Consider the following 18,228-nt stretch of genomic DNA (forward strand, 5'->3'; position numbering starts at 1 on the left):
TTGGCCGGTGGCACCGGGGCCGGGTGGTGCGACCACCCGATCGACCCGGCCCACCGGGCATCGATAGCAGTACGGGGAGACGTCGGTGAGCGACGAAGGTCGCCTGGTCGCCGGACGCTACCGGGTGCAGCGCAGCATCGGTAGCGGCGCGATGGGCGTGGTGTGGGAGTGTGTCGACGAGCGCCTGCACCGCACTGTCGCGGTAAAGCAGCTGCTGCTCGAGCCCGGGCTGGATCCCGGCGAGGCTGACGAAGCGCGGCAACGCGCCATGCGGGAAGGGCGCATCGCCGCGCGCCTGCAGCACCCGAACGCGATCTCGGTGTACGACGTGGCCGAGGACGAGGGCCAACCCGTCCTCGTCATGGAGTTCCTGCCGTCCACCAGCCTGGCGAAGATGATGTCCGAGCACGGGCCGCTGCCCCCGCGCGAGGTGGCCCGGATCGGCGCGCAGGTCGCCTCGGCGCTCGGGGCGGCGCACTCCGCCGGCGTGATCCACCGCGACATCAAGCCCGGCAACATCCTGCTCGGCGACGACGGCACGGTGAAGATCACGGACTTCGGGATCTCCCGGGCGCAGGGCGACGTGCAGGTCACGAAGACGGGGATGCTCGCGGGCACGCCCGCGTACCTGTCGCCGGACGTGGCCATGGGTCAGGAGCCCACACCCGCCTCGGACGTGTTCTCGCTGGGCGCGACGCTGTACGCGGCGATCGAGGGCCGGCCGCCGTTCGGTCTGAACGAGAACACGCTGGCGCTGCTGCACGCCGTGGCCGCCGGCCGCGTGGAACCGCCGCAGCAGTCCGGACCGATGGCCCAGCCGCTCATGGCCATGCTGAACGCCCGGGTCGAGGACCGGCCGGGCATGGCGCAGGTCGTGGAGATGCTGCAGACGGTCGCGGACGGGAACTCGGTGACGTCGGTGCCGACGGCCGCGGCCCCGATCCCCTCGGCGCTCGCTCCCGAGTCGTCCGGCCAGCAGGAGGCTCCCCCCACGGCGGTCGCACCGGAGGGCGCCGCCTACGAGGAGGACCCGTACTCCGAGCAGGCCTACGAGAACGCGACCTCCTACATGGGCGCGGACACCCGGGGCGATGACGCGCTGTACGAGGAGCCGCGCAAGCGCAAGCGCCCGGTGCTGATCTCGGGTCTGGCGCTGCTCGCGGTGGCCGTCGCCAGCGTGCTGCTCACCTCGATGTTCCTCGGCAACAACGATGACGGGCCCCCGGTTCCCCCCGCCAACGACGGCCCGTCGCCGACGCGTGGCAACGACATGCCGCCACCGCCGGCGCCGACGACGTCGGAGGAGCAGACTCCGACCACGACGACCGAGGAGCAGACTCCGACCACGACGACGGAGCAGCCCACCACCACGACCGAGGAGCAACCGACCACCACCACCGAGGAACAGCCCACCACCACGACCGAGGAACAGCCCACCACCACGACCGAGGAGCAACCGACCACCACGACCCAGGAACAGCCGACCACGACGGACGGCGGTGCCACCGGGTCGCAGGCGATGACGGAGCCGGGGCAGTAGCCCTCGGTCGCGCGCTCGAGGGCGAGCCTTCGAGGCCGGGGGCCTCGAAGCGGGGACGGGGCCTGCCGGGCCTCGACCCCGCCTCGCGTTCCGCCGAGTGAACGGTTCCGGCGCGGTGGACCCCGGTGTGTCGTGCCGTCAGGAACGCCCAGTAACGTTGCGTCCCGTGAAACCATCCGCTGGACCGGACGCACCGGGCCGGCGGGTTGGTGGGTCGGAAAAGCTGGCCACGGGGGTCCGGTCAGTCGTGTCGGAGCAGCCACCAGGGGAGAGACACCGGTGAGCGCCGAGGATCGGGTCATCGCAGGCCGATACCGCTTGGTGGAGCGGATCGGCAGCGGCGCCATGGGCGTGGTCTGGCAAGCCGTCGACGAACGGCTGCACCGGACCGTCGCCGTCAAACTCCTGCTGCTTCAACCCGGCTACACCCGGGAAGAGACCGAAGAGGCCCGGCAGCGCACGATGCGGGAGGGCCGCATCGCCGCCCGGCTGCAGCACCAGAACGCGATCCTCGTGTTCGACGTGGCCGAGGACGACGGCCAGCCCGTCCTCGTGATGGAGTACCTGCCCTCGCAGAGCCTGGCGTCGGTGGTCGCCGACCAGGGCGTGCTCGCTCCGATGCACGTGGCGCGCATCGGCGTGCAGGTCTCCAGTGCGCTGGCTGCGGCGCACATGGCGGGGATCGTGCACCGGGACCTCAAACCGGGCAACATCCTGCTCGGCGAGAACGGGCAGGCCAAGATCACCGACTTCGGCATTTCCCGCGCCATCGGTGACGTCGCCGTCACCAAGAGCGGGATCCTCGCGGGCACGCCGGCCTACCTGGCACCGGAAGTCGCCACCGGCCGCGACCCGGCGCCCGCCTCGGACGTGTTCTCGCTCGGCTCGACGCTGTACGCGGCGGTGGAAGGTTCCCCGCCGTTCGGCACGGACGAGAACGCCATCGGCCTGCTGCACCGGGTCGCGCAGGGCAACGTCGAACCGCCGCGGCAGGCCGGGCCGCTCGCGCCCGCGCTGATGCAGATGCTGCGCGCAGACCCGGTGGAACGGCCCACGATGGCGCAGACGCGCGACCTGCTGCGGGCGGTGGTGGACGGCCGCCCGATCCCGAACGCCACCCCCACGGCCGGTTGGCAGCGCACCGCCGCCCCGGCAGCGGCCCCCCAGGCACCGCACCCCGCTCGGGTCGGCGGCCCGGCCGCGGCGAACGCCTCCCCCGCCACGCGAGCGGGCGCGCCAGCACCGGCCTCCGCCCCGGCGTCCGCGCGAGCGCGCGGACGCCTTCCCCGCCCGGTGCGAGCGGGGCTGTGGGTCGTCGCCCTCCTCGCGGCCGTGCTGCTCGGCGTCCTCGGGGCCAACGCCCTCGGCGGCGGGGGCGGGTCCTCCGACTCGGAAGCCTCCTCGCCCGAACAGCCCGCCGTGCCGGCCGCCCCCACGACGACTGCGCCCACGGCGACTGCGCCCACGACCACCACCGGGACGTCGACCTCCCCGACGAGCACGACCTCCTCGAGCACCACGACGTCCTCGTCGACGACGAGCACCACCTCCGGTGCGAAGGTGAACGAGGAGGACGCGGTCGAGACCGTCGAGCAGTACTACGACGCGATGCCGGACGACGTGGCGGAGGGCTGGTCCATGCTCGGCCCCGAACTGCGGTCGCAGGGCGAGGACAGCTACCGCGCGTTCTGGGAATCCGTCGAGTCGGTGGAGGTCAAGGGCAAGCCGAAGGCCTCCGGCAAGACGGTGACGGTGCAGCTGGAGTTCACCACCACCGACGGGGGCACCAGCACCGAGAAGCACCGGCTGGGACTGATCGAGCAGGACGGCGACCTGCGCATCAACACCGACTCCGTCGTCTGACGACCCCGGCTCCGCCCGCTGGCGGCCGCATCACCCGCCGCGAGCTCGAGCAGATGCGCTCACACCAGGCGGCGGTCCGAAGCCCAGCGGGACAGCTCGTAGCGGTTCGACAGCTGCGTCTTGCGCAGCACGCTGGACACGTGCGTCTCGACCGTCTTGACCGAGATGAACAGCTCAGCGCCGATCTCCTTGTACGCGTAGCCGCGGGCGAGCAGCCGCAGCACGTCCCGCTCCCGCCGCGTCAGCAGATCCAGCTCCGGATCCCCCACGGGGGAGACGTTCGGCCCCTCGGCGAACGCGTCCAGCACGAAACCCGCCAACCGCGGTGAGAACACCGCATCGCCCCCGGCGACGCGTCGGATCGCATCGGTGAGCTCGCGCCCGGAGATCGTCTTGGTGACGTAGCCGCGCGCCCCGCCGCGGATCACCGTGATGACGTCCTCGGCGGCGTCCGAGACCGACAACGCCAGGAACACCACGTCCGGGAACTCCGCGCGCGTGCGGCGCAGCACCTCCGCTCCTCCGCCGTCCGGCATGTGCACGTCCAGCAGCACCACCGCCGGCCGGTAGTGGCCGATGCCGGCGACCGCTTCGCCCACGGAACCCGCCTCGCCGACCACGTCCACCTCCTCCGGCGCCGAAGCCAGCTCCGCCCGCACACCGGAGCGGAACAGGGCGTGGTCGTCCACGATGTACACCCGCACCGGGCGCACCGCCTGCTCGCCGGCCGTCGATTCCGCCATGCCACTCATCTGCTCCTCCTCGCTCATCGCCCCGAGGGGGTGCGTTCAGCCGTCTCCCGCGGCATCTCCAGCTGCACCTCCGTGCCCGCCCCGGGTGCCGTGCGCAGCCGCACCGATCCGTCGAACCGCTCCATCCTCCCGCGGATCGAGTCGGAGAGCCCGTGCCGATCGGCCGGCACGGCGTCCGGATCGAAACCCGCACCGCGGTCGCGGACGAACACCGACACGCGCTCGGGCTCCACCTCGGCGTAGACGCTGATCTCGCAGTCCCCGGAGTGCTTGGCCGCGTTCGTCACCGCCTCCCGCGCGGCCGCCAGCTGGGCCCGCACGCGTTCGTCGAGGGCGCAGTCGGACACCTCGACGTGCTGCACGCTCACCGCGAACCGGTCCTCGACCTCCCCGCAGATGCGGGCGAGCTCCGCGGTCAGCATCGCCGGCTGCGCCGGCTGCTCCGGCGCGGGATCGGCGGCCTCCTCCGCACCGGAGCGCGCTCCGCGGTAACCACCCGGTCCGTACAACCAGTGCCGCAACTCCCGCTCCTGCCCCCGCGCCAGCCGCCGCACCTCGCGGGGAGCGTCGGCCTGCTTCTGGATCAGCGCGAGCGTCTGCAGCACCGAGTCGTGCAGGTGCGCGGCGATCTCCGCGCGCTCCTGCGAACGGATGCGTCCGGCGCGCTCCTGGCTGAGATCGCGGGCCAGGCGCATCCACCACGGCACGGTCAGCACGACCGCCCCGCCGAGCGTGGTGAGCACCGCGAGCAGCAGGAACGGCACCATGCTCAGCGAGGAGCTGCCCGCCAGGAACACCGAGATCCCGACGAAGACGAGCGCCGCACCGATGAGGACCCGCAGCAGACCGGCGCGCCCCTCGATCCACCGGCGTCGCCGCGGTTCGTCGGCCTCCCGCCACACGACGGCGGCGCCGACGAGCATCACCAGCAGCGGCACGGTGAACCACGCGGGCAGGGCGGCCAGCGAGCCGAACAGCACCATCAGCCCCAGGCCGAGCAGGATGAGCGCCGCGCCCTGCTGCCGTTCACGGGTGGTGATGGGCTCGCGCGGAGAGGTGCCGTCCTGCGGCACGCACACCCACAGCAGCGCGTAGGCGAGGACGCCCGCGCCCCAGAACCCCGCGAGCACGGCGAACGCGGCGCGCACCCACATCACCGGAATGCCGAGGTGCTCGGCCACACCCGCGGACACACCCGCCAGGAGCCGGCCCTCGCGGGTCCGGCGCAACCGCGACGCCTCCGGTGCACCGTGCGCAGCGCGCTGCCGGGCGGCCCGCGGGTCCTCCGCTGAACGCCACTGCGCCGGCGCCGGATGCGGCGCCTGCTGCGGCGGTGTCTGCTGGGCCGGCGCCTGCTGCGGTGTCTGCTGGGTCTGCGGCGCTGTGCGCGCCCGGCGCCGCCCGAACCGGGGTCTCACACCACCGATGCTTGCACGCCCCCGCACCCGGGCACATCGGGGCGCGCGAGCCGGGTTCCGGGGGCCGAGCTCAGGGGCGTCCCCGATGTCACCGCCCGCGCGGTGCACGGATAGTGGTGGCATGAACGACACGCGGAGCGCGGTGGGCAGCATCGAGACGACCGTGCGGGACTTCTGGACGTCCCGTCCGGTGCGTCCCGCGACGGGCGGCAAGCTGGGCGGGGTGGCCGCCGCGATCGGCAACCGCTACGCGGTCGACCCGGTGCTGTTGCGCGTCGCCTTCGTGGTCGCCGCGCTCTACGGCGGGTCCGGAGTGCTGCTGTACCTGCTGGGGTGGATGTTCCTCCCGCGCGAAGAGCGGGACGCCTCCGGGCAGGTGAGCACTCGGACCACTTCGACGCCGGTGCTCGTGGTGCTGGCGGTGCTGCTGATCCCGGCGCTGTACGCGCTGCGCAACCTGCCCGGGCTGATCGGCGTGGTGGTCGGTTTCCTGGCGCTGTACCTGCTGCACCGCAACCGCGCCGAACCCGGCCCGGGCGACAGCGGACCGGGCAGCAGCGGGCCGGGCGACAGCGGACCGGGCAGCAGCGGGCCGGGCGGCAGTCCCGGATCCGCGGCGACGCCACCCGGTGGCCCGGCATCCGGTGATACGGGGTCCAGCGGTCCGGCCGCCGAGGTAATACCGCCCGGGAGCACGGATCCAGGCAACACCACGAGCCTTGCCGACGCCGCTCAGACGACGCAAGGCACGGGCGCGTCTGCCGAGGCCGAGAGCACCCGCGCCGAACCGGTCCAGGCGGAGACCGCGCGCGCCGAATCCGAGGCGGAGGCGGACACCGACCGGTTCACCGCCCGGCAACCGCCCGCGGTGGACCCGTGGAACGCGCCCTTCGCCGAGGACGTCCCGGACGCGCCGGCCGCGGCCGGACCCGTGCCGGAGCGCCCCCGGTTCGACCGGATGCTCACACCGGTCACGCTGCTGCTGGCCGCGCTGGCCGCAGCGGGCGGGTTGTACCTCGCCTACGACCTGACGACGATCCTGGCCGCCACCCTGGGCGTGCTCGGCCTCGGCATGCTCGTCGGCTCGGTGCTGCGCCGCGGGCGCGTCCTCGTGCTGCTCGCCGTTCCGGTCGCGGTGCTGACCGTGCTCGCCGCGGGCGCAACACCGCACCGCGGCTCGACGCCCCCGGAGACCCCGGCACCGGCGGCCGACGCGGATCGGCACGTCGTGCCGACCACCGCCGCCGAGGCGAACCGGGCGCACACCCTCGAGGCGGGGAACATGACGCTCGACCTGCGCGGCATACCGCCGCAGGAGGCCGCCCGGGTCCACCACGTGCAGGCCGACACCGGGGCGGGCGGCGTCACCGTGCACGTGCCGGCCGACTGGGACGTCACCGCGCACTGCAGCAGCTGGGCCGGAACGGTGGACTGCCTCGGCACCGAACGTTCGGGCGCCCCGGCCCGGCAGACGGTGACCGACCACGGAGAAGGTGCGCGCAACGGTCGTCTGGTCACGATCACCGCGCACGCGGGAACGGGATATGTGGAGGTCCTCCGTGACTGAACCGTCGAACCGCGGTGGTGAACACATCCGGCGGGACGTGGATCAGGTGGCGCTGGCCGGCGGCTGCCTCGCCCTGGCGATGTCGGCGTTCGTGCTGCTCGGTCTCGTCGATCAACTGGTGTGGCTGCTGGGCGCGACCGTCGTGGCCGTCGGAGTGCTGCTGCTGGTGCTCTCGCTGCGGCCCCGTCGCGGGCAGTAGGACCGCGTCCCGCTCACTCCCATTCGATGGTGCCCGGCGGTTTCGAGGTCACGTCGAGCGCGACCCGGTTCACGCCGGAGACTTCGTTGGTGATGCGGGTGGAGATGCGCTCCAGGGTTTCGTGGGGAAGTCGCGTCCAGTCCGCCGTCATCGCGTCCTCGCTGGACACCGGACGCAGCACGACCGGGTGGCCATAGGTGCGGCCATCGCCCTGCACTCCGACGGAACGCACGTCGGCGAGCAGCACCACGGGGCACTGCCAGATGTCGCTGTCCAAACCGGACGCGGTGATCTCCTCGCGGGCGATGGAGTCGGCCGCCCGCAACGTGTTCAGCCGGTCGGCGGTCACCTCACCGATGACGCGAATGGCCAGGCCGGGGCCGGGGAACGGGTGCCGGTTCACGATCGTCTCCGGCAGCCCCAGTTCGGTGCCCACGCGGCGCACCTCGTCCTTGAACAGCGCGCGCAGCGGTTCGACGAGGTCGAACTGCAGGTCCTCGGGCAGCCCGCCCACGTTGTGGTGGCTCTTGATGTTGGCAGACCCGGAGCCGCCGCCGGACTCGACGACGTCCGGATACAGCGTGCCCTGCACGAGGAAGTCGATCTGACCCTCCGCGCCGTCGCCGCTTTGCAGGTCGCTCGCGGTCCGCTCGAAGGTGCGGATGAACTCGTGACCGATGATGCGGCGCTTCTCCTCGGGGTCGCTGACTCCCTGCAGAGCTGCGCGGAACTGCTCGACCGCGTCCACGGTCACCAGGCGCACACCGGTCGCGGCGACGAAGTCCCGTTCCACCTGGGCGCGCTCCCCGGAGCGCAACAACCCGTGATCGACGAACACGCAGGTGAGCCGATCACCGATGGCGCGCTGCACGAGCGCCGCGGCCACGGCGGAGTCCACACCACCGGACAGGGCGCACAGCGCGCGCCGGTCGCCGATCTGCTCGCGGATCCCGCGCACGGTTTCCTCCACAATGGACGAAACCGTCCACTGCGGGCGGATGCCGGCGATGTCGCGCAGGAAGCGGCGCAGCACCTCCTGTCCGTGCGGCGAGTGCGCCACCTCGGGGTGGTACTGCACGCCGGCGAGCCGGCGCTGCACGTTCTCGCAGGCCGCCACCGGGGTGTCCCGGGTTCCCGCGGTCACGCTGAAGCCCTCCGGCGCCTTGCTCACCGAGTCCCCGTGGCTCATCCACACCGGGTGGTGCGCGGGGAGGTCCTCGTGCAGCGCGCCGCCGTCACCGGTGACGTCCAGGTCCGTGCGGCCGTACTCGCGCACCCCGGAGTGCTCCACCGAACCACCCAGCGCGGAAGTCATCGCCTGGAAGCCGTAGCAGATGCCGAACACGGGGATGCCCGTGTCGAACAGCGCGGAGTCGACCTGGGGCGCGTCCTCGGCGTACACGCTCGCCGGGCCCCCGGAGAGCACCACGGCGGCCGGGTCGCGGCGCACGATCTCGTCGACCGAGGTCTCGTGCGGGATCACCTCGGAATACACCTGGGCCTCGCGCACCCGACGCGCGATGAGCTGCGCGTACTGGGCACCGTAGTCGAGCACCAGAACGGGCCCCTGGCCGGGGCCGGCGGAACCGGACACGGAGCGGCAACCTCCCCTGCAGGACATCGTCATGCCTGACAGCGCACTGCGGGGTACTGCCCTCGCGGCGGTGACCGGCGCTGCCCGCTAATGCCTGCCGCCCTCATTCTCCCAGGTCTCACCGGCACAGGGGCAGCGACCCCGCGCGAGCTCGGTCACGGCACGAGCGTCCGCGCCGGAGCCGCCGCCCGGCCGGCCTCACTCGCCCCGCCCGGCCTGCGCACCGACGGCATCGGCACCCGAGCCACCCGCGCCGATCGCGACCACGGGCAGCCGCAGCGCCGCGGGGGCCTCCGCCGGAACCGCGGGCTCGCCCGGCGGCACCGCCGGGATGCGCGCGTACCCGGCGGACTGCTCCGGGCGCGGATCGGACTCGCCCTTGTTCGGCCACATGGACAGCGCGCGCTCGGCCTGCGCGGTGATCGTCAGCGACGGGTTCACGCCCAGGTTCGCGGTGATCGCCGAACCATCCACAACGGACAGGCCGGGGTGGCCGTAGGCCCGGTGGTACGGGTCGATCACGCCGGTCTCGGGCGTGTCCCCGATCGGGCAGCCACCGATGAAGTGCGCGGTCATCGGCATGTCGAACAGCTGCGACCACACGCCGCCGGCCATGCCGTCGATCTTCTCCGCAGCGCGCTCGTTGGCCTCCTCGCCGACCGGGATGTAGGTGGGGTTCGGCGCGCCGTGCCCCTGCCGCGAGGTCAGCCAGCGGCGCCCGAAGCGCTTGCGCAGGCCCGTGCGCAACGAGTTGTCCAGGCTCTGCATCACCAGCAGGATCACGGTGCGCTCGCTCCACCGGTTCACCCACAGCAGCCGCAGCGACTTCACCGGATGCCTGCCGAGGAAGCTCAGCCACTGCCGCCACCGCGGCCGCGGGTCGTCGCCCCTGGTCGGCAGGGTCTGCAGCAGCCCCATCGCGTTGGAGCCCTTGCCGTAGCGGACCGGTTCGATGTGCGTGTCCGGGTCCGGGTAGAACGACGAGGTGATCGCCACGCCTTCGGAGAAGTTCCGTTCCGGGTCGACCTGGCTGACCTGCGCACCCAGGATCGCCTCGGAGTTGGTGCGGGTGAGTTCGCCGAGCCGTTCGGACAGGTGCGGCAGGTCCCCGGCGTCGCGGGAGCGGTGCAGCAGGTTCTGCGTGCCCCAGGTGCCCGCAGCCAGCACCACCTGGTCGGCGCGGAAGATCCGGAAGTCGCGGCGCAGCTTGGAACCGGTGCGGTGGGTGGCCAACCGCCAGGTGCCGTCTCCCGCCTGCCCCAGCCGGGAGACCGTGGTCATCGGGAAGACCTGCGCGCCGTTCTGCTCGGCCAGGTAGAGGTAGTTCTTCACCAGCGTGTTCTTCGCCCCGACCCGGCAGCCGGTCATGCACGCACCGCATTCGGTGCATCCGGTCCGGGCCGGACCGGCGCCGCCGAAGTACGGGTCCTGCGCCTGTTCCCCGGGCTCGCCGAAGTACACGCCCACCGGCGTGTGGTGGTACGAGTCGGCGCAGTTCATGTCCTCGGCGACGCGGCGCATGACCGTGTCCGAGGGGGTTTCGGTCGGATTGGTGACCACGCCGAGCATCCGGCTGGCCTGGTCGTAGTAGGGCGCGAGCTCCGCCTTCCAGTCGGTGATGTGCGACCACTGGGTGTCCCGGTAGAACGCGTCCATCGGGCGGTAGAGCGTGTTGGCGTAGTTCAGCGAACCGCCGCCGACGCCCGCCCCGGCGAGGATGAGGCAGTCGCGCAGCATGTGGATGCGCTGCACGCCGTAGCAGCCCAGGTCGGGTGCCCAGAGGAACCTGCGGAGGTCCCAGGAGGTCTTGGGCAGCTCGTCGTCGGCGAACCGCCTGCCGGACTCCAGGACGGCGACGCGGTAGCCCTTCTCCGTCAGGCGAAGGGCGGCCACGCTGCCGCCGAACCCGGAGCCGACGACGACCACGTCGAAATCCGTCTCGCGATCGCGGGAGCCAGTCATGCGCGACAGGCTAGAACGTATTACTCGCGAGTAGCCAGACATCACCGCCGAACGACCGGGGTTGATCGATCCACGCGAGGGCAGCGCGCCGCTACCACACCCCGAGCCGCCGCACCCGCACCCACGCTCGCCCGTCACTCGCCCGAGGGAGGATGTGGACATTTCTCGAGAAACGTCGGCGACTTTTCTCGAGAAATGTCGGGGTGCGGTGGCCGAGTGGAGGCTCAACGACCGAGCATCAGACCGACCTTCTGGAACTCCTTCAGCTCGGAGTAGCCGGTCTTGGCCATCGACCGGCGCAGCGCGCCGAACAGGTTCAACGTGCCGTACGGATCGCTGCTCGGGCCGTACAGCAGCGTCTCCAGATCCACGCCCGACCCCTCGAAGCCGATGATCTCGCTGCGCGGCAGGTTCGGATGGGCGGCCGCGGGCGTCCAGTAGTAACCCCGCGCCGGCGCCTCGTGCGTCTCGGTCAGCGCCTCGCCCAGCATGACCGCGTCGGCGCCGCAGGCGATCGCCTTGGCGACGTCACCCGAGTAACCGAGCGCGCCGTCGGCGATCACGTGCACGTAGCGGCCGCCCGTCTCGTCCAGGTAGTCGCGCCGCGCCGCGGCGGCGTCCGAGATCGCCGTGGCCATCGGCACGCCGATCCCGAGCACCTGCGTCGTCGTGGCCGCGCGGGACTGCCCGAAACCGACGATCACACCGGCCGCGCCGGTGCGCATCAGGTGCATCGCGGTGCGGTAGTCCCCCACACCGCCGGCGACTACCGGGATGTCCAGATCGCCGATGAACCGCTTGAGGTTGAGCGGCTCGCGGCCCTCCGCCACGTGCTCGGCCGAGACGATGGTGCCCTGCACGACGAGCACTTCGACGCCCGCTGCGATCAGGTCCGGCGTGAGGTCCTCGGCGTGCTGCGGACTCACCCGCGCCGCCACGGTCACGCCCGAATCCTTGATCCGCTTGATCGACTCGGCCAACCGCTCGGGTCGGATCGGCGCGGCGTGCAACTGCTGAAGACGCCGGATCGCGGCCTCGGGATCACCGTTCTCCTCGGCGATCCGCACGACCTCGGCGAGCTTGTCCGCCACGTCGTCGTGCCGCGCCCACAGTCCCTCGGCGTTGAGCACGCCCAGACCCCCGAGCTCGCCGATCCGCACCGCCGTCGCGGGCGAGACGATCGCGTCCGTCGGGTGGGTCATGAGCGGGATGTCGAAGCGGTAGGCGTCGATCTGCCAGCTCAGCGACACGTCCTTCGACGAGCGGGTACGCCGGGACGGAACGATTTCCACGTCGTCCAAGTCGTAGCCGCGCATGGCCGTGCGGCCCATGCCGATCTCAACCTGATCCCGCACCGTCAGTCCCTTCTCAACGACCCAGCTCCTCCGACGGGACATTCTCTCTACTCGCCCCGGATGCGCAGCACCGGGGTGAACGCCCGGGCGCGGCGGCGCACGCTGCTCGGACGGCGGAAGACCACGCGGCCGCACCGCTCATGGAGCAGGCCGCAGACCGCACCGCGGGGGTGCAGCGGCCGCACCGACCTCACTGGGTCGTGTAGTTCGGCGCCTCCGCGGTCATGGCGACGTCGTGCGGGTGGCTCTCCTTGAGCCCGGCGGCTGTGATGCGGATCAGGTGCGCGTCCTGCAACTCCGGGATCGTGCGCGCGCCGGTGTAGCCCATGCCGGAACGCACCCCGCCCGCCAGCTGGTCCATCACCTGCTCGAGCTGGCCGCGGAACGGCACGCGCCCTTCGATGCCCTCCGGCACGAGCTTGTCCTCGCTGAGCACGTCGTCCTGGAAGTAGCGGTCCTTGGAGTAGGACTTCTGCTCGCCGCGGGTCTGCATCGCACCCAACGAGCCCATCCCGCGGTAGACCTTGAACTGCTTGCCGTTGACGAGCACGAGATCGCCCGGCGCCTCGGCCGTGCCGGCGAGCAGGCTGCCGAGCATGACGCTGCTCGCGCCCGCCGCGAGGGCCTTGGGGATGTCACCGGAGTGCTGCACACCGCCGTCGGCGATCATCGGCACCCCGGCCGGACGGCAGGCCAGGCTCGCCTCGTAGACCGCGGTGATCTGCGGGACGCCCACACCGGCGACCACGCGGGTGGTGCAGATCGACCCCGGCCCGACACCGACCTTGACCGCGTCGGCCCCCGCATCCACCAGCGCCTGCGCGCCGGTGCGCGTGGCGACGTTGCCGCCGATGATGTCCACCGACGGGCCGAGCTCCTTCTTCAACGTGGTCACCGTGTCGAGCACCGCCTGCGAGTGACCGTGCGCGGTGTCCACGACGAGCACGTCCGCCCCCGCGTCGACCAGCGCCATCGCGCGCTCCCGCGAGTCGGCGCCGACACCGACGGCGGCGCCGGACAGCAGCCGGCCGTCGGCGTCCTTGGTGGCGTCGGGGTACTGCTCGGTCTTGACGAAGTCCTTGACCGTGATCAGCCCGCGCAGCTTGCCCGCGTTGTCCACGATCGGCAGCTTCTCGACCTTGTGCCGCCGCAGCAGGCCGAGCGCGACGTCGGCGGTGACACCGACCTGCGCGGTGATCAGCGGCGAGGTCGTCATCACGTCGCGGACCTTCTTGGTGTGGTCCATCTCGAACCGCATGTCGCGGTTGGTGATGATGCCCACCAGCTGGGCGGAGGCGTCGGCGACCGGCACACCCGAGATGCGGAAACGGGCGCACAGCGCGTCGACATCGGCGAGCGTGTCCTCCGGCGAACACGTCACCGGGTCGGTGACCATGCCGGACTCGGAACGCTTGACGACCTCGACCTGCGCCGCCTGCTCCTCGACCGACAAGTTGCGCTGGAGGATCCCGACACCGCCCTGCCGCGCCATGGCGATGCCCATGCGGGCCTCGGTCACCGTGTCCATGGCCGCGGAGACCAGCGGCACCCGCAGCGTCACGTTGCGCGAGAGCCGGGTCGTCGTGTCGACCTCGCTGGGAATGACGTTGGTTTCGTCCGGCAGCAACAGGACGTCGTCGAAGGTCAGCCCCAGCGCGGCGAACTTCGGCGGGAGGTTGGAGGCGCTCAGTTCACTGGTCATGGCGAGCGATGTGCCTTTCCTACCGGTCGGGTCGAAGCAGTGCGGGCAGGTCGGCCGCACGCGGCTACCGGACGGGTGAGCGCCGTGCGGGGCGCGGGTGCACCGCGACCTGCGGAGAACGGGATTACTCCCATGATAGAGACCCGTGGATGCGGCTTGCCGCCCGGAGCGGCCGATGTGACGGGACGCAAAACACCACGCGGTGATGGACCCCCGTGCGCCGAACCGCGTTGTGCGGATGGGTAACGTTCGGTCCGTGCCGCACGACCAGATGCCACCCGACCCGTTCGCGGGGGATCCGGAGGACCCGAGCACAGCGCTCGGGGAGAACGACCCGGACCCGGCCGATCCACCGCTCGGCAACGAGGAGCAGACCGAGCTGCTCGCCGATCTGGCCGACCTCGCCGTGTACCAGGCGCTGCTGGAGCCGCGCGGCGTCCGCGGCATCGTCGTGGACTGCGTCGACTGCGGCGAAGCGCACTACCACGACTGGGACCTGCTGCGCGCCAGCCTCGAGCAACTGCTGCACAACGGCAGGATGCGCCCGCACGAACCAGCGTACGACCCGAGCCCGAACCAGTACGTCACCTGGGAGTACTGCCGCGGCTTCGTCGACGGTGTCAGCCAGTCCGAAAGCCACTACCCCAAGGCCTGAACCTCCCGGGACCTCTCCCGAGGCCTGCAGCGCACGTCTTCGCCGGCACGTCTTCCCGGCACGTCTTCGCCCCGGCCCGAAGTTCGGACCGGGGCGAAGGTGGTTCCCACCGGGTTTCGGAACACCTCAGCTCGAAGGCTGCTCCTCGTCCGAGTCGGAGAAGAACGGGTTGCTCGGACCCCACGCCGGATCCGACGTGGAGGACTCCGGAGTCTCGCTCGGCTCGCTCGAACTCGTCGGCGGTGTCGTCGAACCTTCCGAGGTCGTCGGCGGTGTCGTGGTCGGCCGCTCGGTCGGCGGTGGTGGCGGCGGCTGCCCCGGTTCGGTCGGCGTCGGGGAAGTCACCGAACTGGACGGCGGCTCCTGCGAGGTGGTCGTCGGCGGCGGTGTCGGGTCCTGCTCACCGGCACCCTCGTCCGCGCGCGCGCTCAGCGAACGGTGCGCGGCCCGCAGGTCCGAGAGCCTGTGCTCGTCGTCCACCGCGCTCATCCGCTCGCGCGCCGAGCGCAGCGCCGACTCCGCCGTGCTCGTCCGGCCGTCGTCCAGCGCGGTCTCGGCCGTGCGCAGGTCCTCCCGAGCCGACGTGGCCGCCTGCACGGTCTTCGCGTGGTCGGAGTAGAACACCTGGGCCACGCCCCAGAGCATGTCGCCGGGCAACGCGTCCCGCGCGGCCACGCCCACGCCGGTGCAGCCGATCATGAGCACGGCCGCGGCCGTCGCCACCGGCACGAGGTGCCGCCGGCGGAACCAACCGCGGCGCTGCGGTTTCTGGGCCTCTTCGAGCGCGCCCGCGGCCTGATCCACATCGACGAGCTCCTCGACCGGCGCGGAATCGATGTCCCGCCGCCAGGAGACGAGGAGCTCCTCCAAGTTCGGTGCGTTGCCGGCCCGCTCGGGTACCTCGGGGTTCGTGCCGCCGAGCGCGTCCAGCAATGCGTCGTCGGCCCGCAGGGCGGTGAGATCGACGGGCTCGCCGATCTCCTCCTGCTCGAGCAGGTCGGGATCATCGGCGGCCTCGCCGCTGGCTTCGGCGGGTTCCGCCGCGTCGGCCTCCGCGGAAGCGGCGTCCGCAGCCCCGGCCGACTCGGAATCCCCGGTCGAGTCGGGATCCCCGGTCGAGTCGGGATCCCCGGTCGAGTCGGGATCCCCGGTCGAGTCGGGATCCTCGGCCGATTCGGGCTTGCGGAAGGACAGCACGTTGTCGGGCGACTCCGCCGTCGGCTCGCCCGCGCCGTCCTCGTCCGTGGATTCTGGGGGTTCTGGGTTCTCTTCGGAAGTCACTGCCCGCGCCGCGGCACCGTCACCGTGGTCGGTGCTGCCGGTCCCTTTCGGTTCGGTGTTCGGTTCGTCGTTCCGCTCGCCCACGCCGTGCGAGCGGTCATCCTGCTGACCGGAGTCGAAGGGCTCATGCTCTGGTCGCTCACCTGCCGGCCCTTTCCGCTCAGCCATTCAGACCACCTCCTCCGCGGACAGCGTCTTGCGCAGCCGGGCCAATGCGCGGTGCTGCGCAACACGCACGGCTCCCGGCGTCGAACCGACCGCTTCGGCGGTTTCCTCAGCGGACAAGCCGACGACCACCCGGAGCAGCAGGATCTCCCGCTGCTTGTCCGGGAGGACACGCAACAGCTGCGCCATCCTGCCGGAGAGCTCATCCTGCAGCGCTCGCTGTTCGGGCCCCGCCTCCGACTCCGGGGTGTCCGGCACGTCCGCGACGGGCTCCGAACGGTTGCGGGCGGATGCACGATGCGCATCTGCCACCTTGTGCGCGGCGATGCCGTACACGAACGCCAGGAACGGACGCCCCTGGTCGCGGTAGGTGGGCAGCGCGGTGATCACCGCGAGGCACACCTCCTGCGCGACGTCGTCCGCCGAAGCGAACGACCGCTCGTTGCGTCCAACCCTGGCGCGGCAGTACCGCACCACCAAAGGACGGATTTCGGCCAGCAAGCGCTCGATCGACTGACGATCGCCGTCGACGGCGGCGCTTACTAGAGCGTCCAGCCCGTCCCCCACATTGGTCATCGCAGACAGCAGCCCTGGTGTTACGCGTTAAGCGACTCGAATTTCAGGCGGACGTCGTCTCCAGCACGCCGCACCGAATTCACCGTACCGGGCCATGAGCGGCCGTTGAACGGGGACTCGGCGCGCGCAGCCCCACCACCGCCTGTTCACACTTACCAGAGAACGCGGCTGCACCGGTCGGCGCTGCGATCTTTCGCAGCTCATCAGCGTTCGCCGCGACACCGGAGGGCGCTCGGACGCGCGCCGGACGGGCCGCGCTCCCGGGCGGCGAGGGACCGCGACGAACCACAGCGGACCACGCCGCCGCACGATTCGTCCCGCTGCGCACCTCCGGCACGTGCCGCGCAGAACCGGCTTCCCGGACACTCCGACCGCACCGCCGGAAACGAGACCTGCACCGCTCGCCCGGAAAACGGATCGTACCCGACGTCCCGACCCCGCCCCTGCGATGAGACATTGCGCACTCCCGCGATCGGTCACGCCACCACCCGCAGCAACGCCGCGGACGGCTCGACCGAGGGGTGTGTACATTTCGCGCGAAATGTACACACGTCCGGCCGGGGTCACCTCGCAACCGGGCTCACGGCGGGTTCTCCTGCGCGACTCCTCGCGAGGAAGGATCGAGGCACGGCTCCGACTCCGCTGTCCGGGGCGGGAGGCCGGAGCAGCTGGGCCCTCGTGCGGGAGGTTCCCCAACTACCCCGGTCACCCGCCCTCGACAGGAACACCACTCCCGAAGGAGTTCCGCACCCGGAGGGTGAGCCCGGCTTGGCCGCCCACCGGCGCGGTCAGGCCACCAGACCGCGCCGGAACCCGTGTGCCACCGCCTGCGCGCGGTCGCGCACGCCGAGCTTGCGGAACAAGCGCCGCGCGTGCGTTTTCACCGTGTCCTCGGACAGGTAGAGCTCGCGGCCGATCTGGCCGTTGCTCTTGCCCTGGCTCATGCCGCGCAGCACTTGGAGCTCGCGCTCGGTCAGCTGCACGCCCGGGTCGGAAGGCTGCCGCGGTGTGGGCACCGAGGTGCTCGCGAGCGTGTGCGCGAGTGCCGCGACCAGCTCCGGCCGGGAGGCGTCCCAGCGCAGGTAACCCCGCGCACCTCCCGCGATCGCCGCGGCGATGCTCGCCGCGTCGTCCGGCGCGCCGAACACGATCACATTGGCTTGCGGGTGCGCCGAGACGAGCCGCCGCGTGGCTTCCACGCCGTTGGGCACCGCACGCTGGGTCCCCACGAGCACCACGTCCACAGCTTGCCGGGAGTAGCGCGCGAGCAGTTCGTCGCCGTGAGCGACGCAGTCGATACGGCTGACCCCGGGCACCGCGGACATGACGCGGGTGAGTCCTTCTCGGACACTCCGTCGGTCATCGCAGATCAGGACCGTCGTCACGGGAACTCCTTCCTGCAGGCGAGTGACGTTCCACCTCCCCTTATCGGCTGGAGACCGGGAAACCTTGACCCGATCCGGTGGGGAATTCGCCCATCGTGCGCCTCGATGATCTTCACCGGAACAGACCACAGTCCCGCGTTCCGACCGCACGCGGGCGACACGTGATCGCCTGTAAGCCGATTACCTGCGATATTCACTCGTCCGCACGTATTTT

At 71.7% G+C, this 18,228-nt stretch carries 14 protein-coding genes; 5 read left to right on the top strand and 9 right to left on the bottom strand.

Annotated features, from left to right (window positions below):
* Positions 1 to 85: 85 nt before the first annotated feature.
* Entirely contained in the window at positions 86 to 1,540 is a 1,455-nt protein-coding gene (locus tag ACVGV2_RS18005; protein WP_459163528.1) for a serine/threonine-protein kinase, read from the top strand.
* 279 nt (positions 1,541 to 1,819) lie between these two features.
* Complete coding sequence (locus tag ACVGV2_RS18010; protein ID WP_459163529.1) at positions 1,820 to 3,403, top strand: serine/threonine-protein kinase; 1,584 nt, start codon at positions 1,820 to 1,822, stop codon at positions 3,401 to 3,403.
* A 59-nt stretch (positions 3,404 to 3,462) separates the two neighbouring features.
* Here the strand turns inward: ACVGV2_RS18010 and ACVGV2_RS18015 are convergent, their stop codons facing one another.
* Together ACVGV2_RS18015 and ACVGV2_RS18020 are read right to left on the bottom strand one after the other, a co-directional pair.
* Complete coding sequence (locus ACVGV2_RS18015; protein ID WP_459163530.1) at positions 3,463 to 4,155, bottom strand: response regulator; 693 nt, start codon at positions 4,153 to 4,155, stop codon at positions 3,463 to 3,465.
* A gap of 14 nt (positions 4,156 to 4,169) precedes the next feature.
* Entirely contained in the window at positions 4,170 to 5,573 is a 1,404-nt protein-coding gene (locus ACVGV2_RS18020; RefSeq protein WP_459163531.1) for a PspC domain-containing protein, read from the bottom strand.
* A gap of 121 nt (positions 5,574 to 5,694) precedes the next feature.
* Between ACVGV2_RS18020 and ACVGV2_RS18025 the strand changes: the two genes are divergently transcribed.
* Both ACVGV2_RS18025 and ACVGV2_RS18030 read left to right on the top strand, forming a co-directional pair.
* Positions 5,695 to 7,140, top strand: coding sequence for a PspC domain-containing protein (locus ACVGV2_RS18025; RefSeq protein WP_459163532.1), 1,446 nt, complete (start codon positions 5,695 to 5,697; stop codon positions 7,138 to 7,140).
* Positions 7,133 to 7,339 (top strand): hypothetical protein, encoded by a 207-nt coding sequence (locus ACVGV2_RS18030; protein ID WP_459163533.1) that lies wholly within the window; start codon positions 7,133 to 7,135, stop codon positions 7,337 to 7,339. The genes ACVGV2_RS18025 and ACVGV2_RS18030 overlap by 8 nt, the downstream gene beginning before the upstream one ends.
* A 13-nt stretch (positions 7,340 to 7,352) precedes the next feature.
* Here the strand turns inward: ACVGV2_RS18030 and guaA are convergent, their stop codons facing one another.
* From guaA to guaB, 4 genes are all read right to left on the bottom strand, one after another.
* Positions 7,353 to 8,933, bottom strand: a complete 1,581-nt coding sequence (gene guaA, locus ACVGV2_RS18035; RefSeq protein WP_459163534.1) for a glutamine-hydrolyzing GMP synthase — start codon at positions 8,931 to 8,933, stop codon at positions 7,353 to 7,355.
* A gap of 198 nt (positions 8,934 to 9,131) precedes the next feature.
* Positions 9,132 to 10,895 (bottom strand): GMC oxidoreductase, encoded by a 1,764-nt coding sequence (locus tag ACVGV2_RS18040; RefSeq protein WP_459163535.1) that lies wholly within the window; start codon positions 10,893 to 10,895, stop codon positions 9,132 to 9,134.
* Positions 10,896 to 11,119: 224 nt separating this feature from the next.
* A complete protein-coding gene (locus ACVGV2_RS18045) occupies positions 11,120 to 12,250 on the bottom strand; it encodes a GuaB3 family IMP dehydrogenase-related protein (protein ID WP_459163536.1) in 1,131 nt (376 codons plus the stop codon).
* A 190-nt stretch (positions 12,251 to 12,440) separates the two neighbouring features.
* Positions 12,441 to 13,952 carry an IMP dehydrogenase gene (guaB, locus tag ACVGV2_RS18050; protein ID WP_459163537.1) on the bottom strand — a complete coding sequence of 504 codons (1,512 nt, stop codon included), beginning with the start codon at positions 13,950 to 13,952 and terminating at the stop codon, positions 12,441 to 12,443.
* Between the two features lie 271 nt (positions 13,953 to 14,223).
* On the opposite strand from guaB, the gene ACVGV2_RS18055 reads away from it, so the two are divergent.
* Positions 14,224 to 14,607: a DUF5319 domain-containing protein gene (locus ACVGV2_RS18055; RefSeq protein ID WP_459166047.1), complete on the top strand. Its 384-nt coding sequence runs from the start codon at positions 14,224 to 14,226 to the stop codon at positions 14,605 to 14,607.
* Positions 14,608 to 14,733: 126 nt separating this feature from the next.
* Here the strand turns inward: ACVGV2_RS18055 and ACVGV2_RS18060 are convergent, their stop codons facing one another.
* From ACVGV2_RS18060 to ACVGV2_RS18070, 3 genes are all read right to left on the bottom strand, one after another.
* On the bottom strand, positions 14,734 to 16,056 hold the full coding sequence (locus ACVGV2_RS18060; RefSeq protein ID WP_459163538.1) for an anti-sigma-D factor RsdA: 1,323 nt from the start codon (positions 16,054 to 16,056) through the stop codon (positions 14,734 to 14,736).
* Positions 16,057 to 16,629 (bottom strand): sigma-70 family RNA polymerase sigma factor, encoded by a 573-nt coding sequence (locus ACVGV2_RS18065; RefSeq protein WP_459163539.1) that lies wholly within the window; start codon positions 16,627 to 16,629, stop codon positions 16,057 to 16,059.
* A 788-nt stretch (positions 16,630 to 17,417) separates the two neighbouring features.
* Positions 17,418 to 18,014: a response regulator transcription factor gene (locus ACVGV2_RS18070; protein ID WP_459157308.1), complete on the bottom strand. Its 597-nt coding sequence runs from the start codon at positions 18,012 to 18,014 to the stop codon at positions 17,418 to 17,420.
* Positions 18,015 to 18,228: the final 214 nt, after the last annotated feature.

Source organism: Bounagaea algeriensis, assembly GCF_054491375.1.

What these genes read in the sequence shown, in the direction of transcription:
- ACVGV2_RS18025 (WP_459163532.1), top strand. Translation starts at nt 5,695, where the DNA reads ATGAACGACACGCGGAGCGCGGTGGGCAGCATCGAGACGACCGTGCGG.
- ACVGV2_RS18040 (WP_459163535.1), bottom strand. Translation starts at nt 10,895, where the DNA reads ATGACTGGCTCCCGCGATCGCGAGACGGATTTCGACGTGGTCGTCGTC.
- ACVGV2_RS18055 (WP_459166047.1), top strand. Translation starts at nt 14,224, where the DNA reads ATGCCACCCGACCCGTTCGCGGGGGATCCGGAGGACCCGAGCACAGCG.
- ACVGV2_RS18065 (WP_459163539.1), bottom strand. Translation starts at nt 16,629, where the DNA reads ATGACCAATGTGGGGGACGGGCTGGACGCTCTAGTAAGCGCCGCCGTC.
- ACVGV2_RS18015 (WP_459163530.1), bottom strand. Translation starts at nt 4,155, where the DNA reads ATGAGTGGCATGGCGGAATCGACGGCCGGCGAGCAGGCGGTGCGCCCG.
- ACVGV2_RS18060 (WP_459163538.1), bottom strand. Translation starts at nt 16,056, where the DNA reads ATGGCTGAGCGGAAAGGGCCGGCAGGTGAGCGACCAGAGCATGAGCCC.
- guaB (WP_459163537.1), bottom strand. Translation starts at nt 13,952, where the DNA reads ATGACCAGTGAACTGAGCGCCTCCAACCTCCCGCCGAAGTTCGCCGCG.